Source organism: Pediococcus damnosus (genome assembly GCF_001437255.1).
Classification (GTDB): Bacteria; Bacillota; Bacilli; order Lactobacillales; family Lactobacillaceae; genus Pediococcus; species Pediococcus damnosus.
In genome coordinates, this window is the sequence record NZ_JQBD01000091.1 from 1 (window position 1) to 6,883 (window position 6,883).

Consider the following 6,883-nt stretch of genomic DNA (forward strand, 5'->3'; position numbering starts at 1 on the left):
TAGACAAAATCGGGTACGTTTGACAGTACCTGACATTCTAGGGGGGGATAACAATGAATACCATTAGCACGTTCGTGATTTTGTATCCGGTGATCGTTTCGATTGTTTGGATTGTGGGTTCAATCTTCTATTCGATTCAAATGCGAACAGTACCGTTACGAAATCTCCATGCCGGTCAACCGGATGATTTGGTTTCCGTTTTGATTCCGGGACATAACGAGCAGGACACGTTGGCGAGCGTTGTCGAATCAGTAAGCCACATAACCTATTCCAACATTGAATTGGTTTTAATTAACGACGGCAGCCAGGACAACACCTTGAAGGTGATGCATGAACTGGCAAATCAATATCAGTCCCAGTTTCCGGTTAAGGTTGTGAATATTGAAGTAAATCGTGGAAAGGCCAACGCCCTGAACGTTGGCGCTCAGGAGGCAGCCGGGACCTTTCTTCTCTGTCTGGACGCGGACTGTTACGTTGACGCGAACGTCATTCAGCCTATGTTGGCGCAGTTTTACAATAATGCCAAGGTGGGCGCGGTCGCTGGCAAACCCATCGTTCGTAATCGGACCAGCATTCTGGGCCGTTTGGAGCTGCTGGAGTACGTTGGGGTGATTGATATTATTAAGCGCGGCCAAGCATTTGTGACGGGCCATATCACCACCGTTTCGGGGGTTGTAGTCGCGTATCGAAAAGCAGCACTTGAAGATGCCGGCTGGTGGAACATTGACGCCATTACGGAAGATATCGACATTACCTGGCGCCTTTACCATCACGGTTGGCAAGTGATTTACTGTCCGCGGGCGGTTGCTTGGATCCTGGTTCCCGAACGAATTCCCGATTTGATCAATCAGCGGCGGCGCTGGGCCCGAGGTGGCTTCGAAGTTCTGTTTCGTAATCGGGAGATGCTGGTAACCGGCCGGCTGAGTGAGCAGTGGTTATTGCTGGATATGGTTTTGAGTGATCTCTGGGCGATTAGCTGCTCGTTTGTGACGCTGTTCTACCTGTTCACGGTTGCCTTTACCGGTGACTTGATTATGGACGGCGTGATTTTGTTTCTGCTGTTGTTTATCAGTCTTGTTCAGTTTCTGATTGGCTACGCGGATTCACGAAAGTCGGATTTCATTAGTTGGCAAGACCTGCTACTCTTACCGTTATACGTCATCTTTTACTGGTTCATCAATCTGGTTAGCTGCTTGACGTCATTGGGGTCGTTCTTTCTGGATCCCCGGCATGTTGGCAGTTGGCGAAGTCCGGATCGGGGGGCTTTAATGATGAAGAAAGCTTCAGAATATTCCCGACTAATCATTCGCAAGCGGGCGCCAATTTTGACGATGCTTAGAAGGGCCATTATTTTGATTGCGCTGTGGCTGATTACCGGTTACGTGATTTACATTAACGTTTGCTTCTTATTGAATGCGTATTCCGATACCTTGGTTGCTGATTATCTGCTTTTAAACTTGTCACTTCGGGCCTATCAGATTTTTGCCCTGTTAGTCGTTGTGATCGCAACGTTAATGATTATCTTTGGCTGGTTACGAATTCATCATTTGAAACGGAGGGCAAATCAAGATGACTAAGACGCAGCGTAAATGGATTCTTGTGACGGCAATTACCGTTTTCTTGGCGTTTCTTGCCGTCAGTGTTCACCATAATATTAAGTATCAACTTGGAAATAAACCAGATTTTGAAATTTCGCACCATGATCAGTACGTCAAAAATGGGATTATGGTATTTTGCTATCACCGTATCTTAGCGCCAAATGACATGGTGAAGTTCGATGAGCGGGTTTCACCCAACAGTCAGTTTCACGATTTCAACGTCAACCTTCCTGCATTTAAATCGCAAATGAATTATCTGCAAACCCATCACATTAAGGTGATTTCGATGCCCCAAATGATTAAGATGGTTGAAAAGCGCAAACCAATTCACGGCCGTTACGTAACCATTACGTTCGATGATATTGATCGCACTATGATTGATAATGCTTTACCGGTCCTGCTTAAACATCACTACCCGTTCACTGATTCAATCATCACCGGGAACACGGGCTGGTATAAACAGGGAACCAAACTGGCAACCTGGCCGGCAATTTTGAAGATGAAGAAGCGTGCCGGTAAACTAGCAACCTTTGGGGTGCATACCAATCGGATGCATTACCTGGTAGACAATGGCACGCCGGTGTTTAACCTTCCCGGGAATTATATGCGGTTTAAGCGGGATTACGCCACGAGTCAGGAGGTTTTGAAAGAAAAGATTGGCTACAAATCACCGATTTTTACGTATCCATACGGAAGCGGCACACCGATGGTTGAAAAGTTTCTCGCTTCCCGCCCCGGCCTCAAAGTGATTTTAACCTTGAATGACGGCATTGTGACGGACCACAGCAATTTGAAGGAAACGCCAAGGGTGATTATTAACCATAATAGCTGGCCAAGTGTCACCAAGTGGATTCGGCAGTGACCCATCACCGGAGTTCAAGAAGTAAATAATGTGGTATCGAAGATAAGCCCCTCACTCGAATGTCCTGATCAGGATGTTGGAATGAAGGGCTTATTTAAGGGTTGTTCGAAACCGTTGGACTCATTTTTAAGAGGAATTTTTAATAAGTCTAAGAACTTGATAATTTAGAAAGCCATTGATAATGGATCAAAAACGGCCAATAGGGTATACCCTATTGGCCTTTTTTGTTTCTGTGCTATAATAGGAATTACAAACGTTCATTAGAACTGTCCAAAAGGAGAACTGGAAATGGCTAAAATCGGTTATGCGCGTGTGAGTTCCAAGGAGCAACATTTAGATCGACAGTTAGCGGCTTTAAAAGACGTTGATAAATTATTTACGGATAAATTAAGTGGAGCTAACACTAATCGGCCAGAACTGCAAAAAATGCTGGCCTATATTCGTGAGGGTGATATTGTCCTGGTCACTGAATTAGATCGCTTAGGCAGAAACAACCAGGATTTAACTAAGATCATGAACACCATTCAGAATAAAGGGGGCACCCTAGATGTGTTGAATTTACCGTCCATGACAGGGATTGCTGACCCAAATTTACGTCAACTGATGACCAACTTGATTATTGAACTCTATAAGTATCAGGCCGAAAGTGAACGTAAGCGAATCATTGAGCGCCAGCAACAAGGGATTGCCTTAGCTAAGCAGCAGGGTAAATATCATGGGCGCAAACCCCAATATACCGAAGATGATCCCCGCTTACTACATGCTTTTAAGCTTTATCAGACGGGCATGAGTGATGTAGACGTCGCCCGTAATACCGGTATTAAGCGAACAACTTTTATCAGATATCGCAAGAAGTGCAATATAAAAAGATGAGATTTACATGCGATAATTACATTATACTAGTTTAGAGAGGGCGACATAATGATCATTCAAACAAAGGGACTTACTAAAACTTATCAATCAAAAGTGGTGGTTGACCATATTGATTTAGCAATCAAAGAAGGAAGCTTAACTGCTCTACTAGGACCCAATGGCGCTGGTAAAACAACCACTATATCGATGCTCACAAAGATCTTAAATCCAACCAGTGGAATGATCAAGATGAAACCAGACATAAAGATTAGCATGGTATTTCAACAGAGTATTTTAGATAATGATTTGACAGTTATGGAAAATTTGAGTATTCGAAATAAACTTTATAAAGAAGCCAAATCTAATCATATTGATGCTTTGATTCAGAAAATCGGGTTAACTGAATTTATTAATCAAAAATACGGCCGACTTTCTGGTGGGCAACGGCGACGAGTTGATATAGCAAGAGCTCTACTTAATTAACCTGATATTATTTTTTTGGATGAGCCAACTACGGGTTTGGATATCCAAACCCGCTCGGCAATTTGGAAATTGTTGCATTCATTGCAAAGTCAAAATAATTTAACCATTATTTTGACGACACACTATCTTGAAGAAGCAGACAATGCAGATGAGGTTTATATTATTGATCATGGCAAAATAATTGCCAGCGGATCCGCTGATGAAATTAAAACACAAAACTCTAGCAGTAAACTCGTGATTGTTTCTGAACAAGCTGATCAATTAATGGCATTGATACCAAGTAAAATAATTCATACGCAGATTAATCATAAAACCATTTGTTTAAAGGCTAATTCTGACGAAGCACTCTCATTATTATTAAAGTTTCGTAGTTTCATTAAAACGTTCACTTATCAAGAGGGGACGATGGATGATGCTTTTTTGTCATTAACCGGAAGGAAGATGCGTTGATATGATTACTTTAACAAGGAGAAATCTACTGTTGTATTTCCGCAATCGCCCCGGAGTATTCTTTTCATTATTGGGAGCAATGATTTCATTTCTCTTATATATTGTCTTTCTAAAAAAGTCAATGATAAGTAGCTGGAAAACTGTCCCTAGTTCTCACCAATTACTTGATTTTTGGTTGATTGGAGGGACTTTATCAGTGACTGCCATCACAACCACCCTTACCTCACTTGGACAATTAGTAAAAGATAAAGAACGCAAGGTTATTAAAGATTTTTATTTAACAGACCTTTCTCATTTTGAAATCACCATGAGCTATATGTTAAGTGCCGCTTTGATTGGCTTTATTATGCAAATAGTTATGTTCGCACTGATGATAGGATACTTTTCAATCACAGATAACTTGACCATGCCATGGGAGTCGCTACCAGCTGTAATTTGCGTTGCTCTTTTTAGCTCTTTACTAGCAGTTGTAATTAATATGCTGTTTATCCAGTTTATTAGTCGCTTTGATTCCTTGAACGCTATAGGAACAATTGTTGGCACGGCCTCTGGCTTTTTAGTGGGTACCTATATTCCAATTGGTATTCTTCCTAACTTTGCGCAGTTACTTATCAAATTAACTCCGGGTGCATATGTAGCAGCCATTTATCGACAAATACTTATGGCAGATAAATTAAAAACCGCTTTTCATGGTCAGCAAAGCCATTTTGAAAAAACGATGGGGATTAAGTTAGAGTGGCATCATTTATTAACTGGAATGCAAACGACTGTGCTCCTTACCATAGTTTTTTTATTAGGAATAGCAGTTTTACTAATTGTTGACTTAATTCGAAGCAAGGAAAATGTGAGAACGGTTGATTGAGATAGCAAATATGATGAAACAAGTAGACCAATGTTTTGTGATTATTGATTAAGCATTCCAAGTGAATTGCGAGGGATCAATAATGCCTATAAAAATCCGATTAAATTGGAATCTGCCTTAATTGCATCGACACGCAGTCACATTACGATATTGGCCTAGCCAATAAACTATGCTGGATTAAATTGATTTTGGATAATTTTTATTATTACAATTTTTTCAAGATTAGTCTACCCTCAAGCAACATTTTGTGCATCAAATTCTCTCCTTTTTCACTATGAAAAGTTGTTCCATACTCAGACATAAGTTTAGAAACAGAGTTAAATTGAGTTCGTTTTATTTCTTGTTCTTTACTCTCATCATAAATAGAATAGTAAAATACCAAAGTAATGTCATTATCATAAATATTATAATAGTCAAAAATCGATTGAAAATATGAGTAATCAGCTGGAGCAAATGAATGTCCATAAAAAGCTATAGTTTTAACGGTTTTGGGTAATAATTTATCTTGTTTTTCATTCGCTAAAGTCATTATTCGGTAAGTTTTTGTAAACCTAAATACTGGACTATTAGGGATTATATTTTTGGAATCAATCCCAATTATTGGATGGTCTTCAAGTTTCCCATGTATATTTCGTGTTATATTACATGAGGTATCTTTTGTACAGGGAGTTGTATAGTTAAAGGACAACAAATTATAGCGTTCATTATAAGATAATCTGTTTAATAGTTGTTGACTCTTTTCTTTATACTTTTCATTCTGTAATGTTTTTAAATAATCGTTGAAGCTTTTTTCAAATTTATTTAATTCGTTAAATAAAAAGTCGTAAAAATAACTTTCGGTTTGTTCTTCAATATCATATTTTAAATTATTTAACAGAACAAATAATAAAACCAATGTTTCTTGGTTTGCTGTGAAATTTTCTTTCAATTTCTCAAATTCTTCAGCACATGACTTTTCAATAGATAATCTGGGTCTTAAATATTTAAACCTAACTATCATGTTTAAAGATTTTTCAAGATCAAGTTCAGGATGTGTTTCATGACTGTTTATCGTTAATAGTTTGTTTAGAAAGTGTTCTACATCTGCCCAGTTATTAAGCTTTTTTTGGTGAAAATAAAAATAAAAATCCCAAAAAGAAATATGATTATCGTTAAAATTAATTTTCATGTTATCATTAAGGTTTCCAGCACATCTTGAAAAACCAGCGATATATAAAACATCATTTTGTAACATTTCTGTGTCCGTACTTTGGCCATTAAAGTCTGCATTCATTTTTTTTAATGTTTTAACCATATCTTCTTTGCTATTATAATAATCTTCAAACTTAGATTTCAAATCGCATTTCAAATCAAATCCATTTCCTATAACCAATAATCGTGATACTACATTCTGAGTCACAAAAAGACTTCTTTCTATAATTAAAAATAGATAAATTGTTCTCTTAACTTATAATACAAAGAACTAATTAGCGCTAAATATTTTAAATTTTTAAAATATATTTTGACGATCTTCCTTTGCCAATAAGTTTTATCAGCTGACGTTTTTTCAATTCACTGAGAGCTCGTTTAATTGTTATATCGCTGTATTGCGGGATCAGGGCCGTGAGCTCACTTCTAGACAAGGGTTTTAATTCTTGCGTTAATGTTGTAAGAATTAAATCCGTTGCCGACAATGGTTTATCTTGTACCAGATTGAGCCGATCATTAAGATTGCGATATGCTGGCAAGGTATGATTTTCAAACCAGCCATTGCGATCTCGAGGAATGGTTAAGTTA

Annotated in this window: 4 protein-coding genes and 3 pseudogenes; 5 read left to right on the forward strand and 2 right to left on the reverse strand. The window is 38.5% G+C overall.

The features are described from left to right. Nucleotides 1-53 precede the first annotated feature (53 nt). The 5 genes and pseudogenes from IV84_RS08975 to IV84_RS08995 form a co-directional block, all read left to right on the forward strand. Nucleotides 54-1,262: pseudogene (locus IV84_RS08975) on the forward strand (glycosyltransferase family 2 protein); the annotation flags it as partial. Between the two features lie 307 nt (nucleotides 1,263-1,569). Further along, nucleotides 1,570-2,460: a polysaccharide deacetylase family protein gene (locus IV84_RS08980; protein WP_056986474.1), complete on the forward strand. Its 891-nt coding sequence runs from the start codon at nucleotides 1,570-1,572 to the stop codon at nucleotides 2,458-2,460. A gap of 288 nt (nucleotides 2,461-2,748) precedes the next feature. Continuing rightward, a complete protein-coding gene (locus tag IV84_RS08985) occupies nucleotides 2,749-3,333 on the forward strand; it encodes a recombinase family protein (protein WP_056986475.1) in 585 nt (194 codons plus the stop codon). A gap of 48 nt (nucleotides 3,334-3,381) precedes the next feature. Continuing rightward, nucleotides 3,382-4,245, forward strand: a pseudogene (locus IV84_RS08990) (ABC transporter ATP-binding protein). A gap of 1 nt (nucleotide 4,246) precedes the next feature. After that, entirely contained in the window at nucleotides 4,247-5,107 is an 861-nt protein-coding gene (locus IV84_RS08995) for an ABC transporter permease (RefSeq protein WP_039099074.1), read from the forward strand. A gap of 205 nt (nucleotides 5,108-5,312) precedes the next feature. On the opposite strand, the gene IV84_RS09000 is transcribed toward IV84_RS08995, so the two are convergent. Both IV84_RS09000 and IV84_RS11025 read right to left on the reverse strand, forming a co-directional pair. Beyond that, nucleotides 5,313-6,506 (reverse strand): AbiH family protein, encoded by a 1,194-nt coding sequence (locus tag IV84_RS09000; RefSeq protein ID WP_056986477.1) that lies wholly within the window; start codon nucleotides 6,504-6,506, stop codon nucleotides 5,313-5,315. An 82-nt stretch (nucleotides 6,507-6,588) separates the two neighbouring features. Next, nucleotides 6,589-6,883: pseudogene (locus IV84_RS11025) on the reverse strand (hypothetical protein); the annotation flags it as partial.

What these genes read in the sequence shown, in the direction of transcription:
- IV84_RS08995 (WP_039099074.1), top strand. Translation starts at nt 4,247, where the DNA reads ATGATTACTTTAACAAGGAGAAATCTACTGTTGTATTTCCGCAATCGC.
- IV84_RS08985 (WP_056986475.1), top strand. Translation starts at nt 2,749, where the DNA reads ATGGCTAAAATCGGTTATGCGCGTGTGAGTTCCAAGGAGCAACATTTA.
- IV84_RS08980 (WP_056986474.1), top strand. Translation starts at nt 1,570, where the DNA reads ATGACTAAGACGCAGCGTAAATGGATTCTTGTGACGGCAATTACCGTT.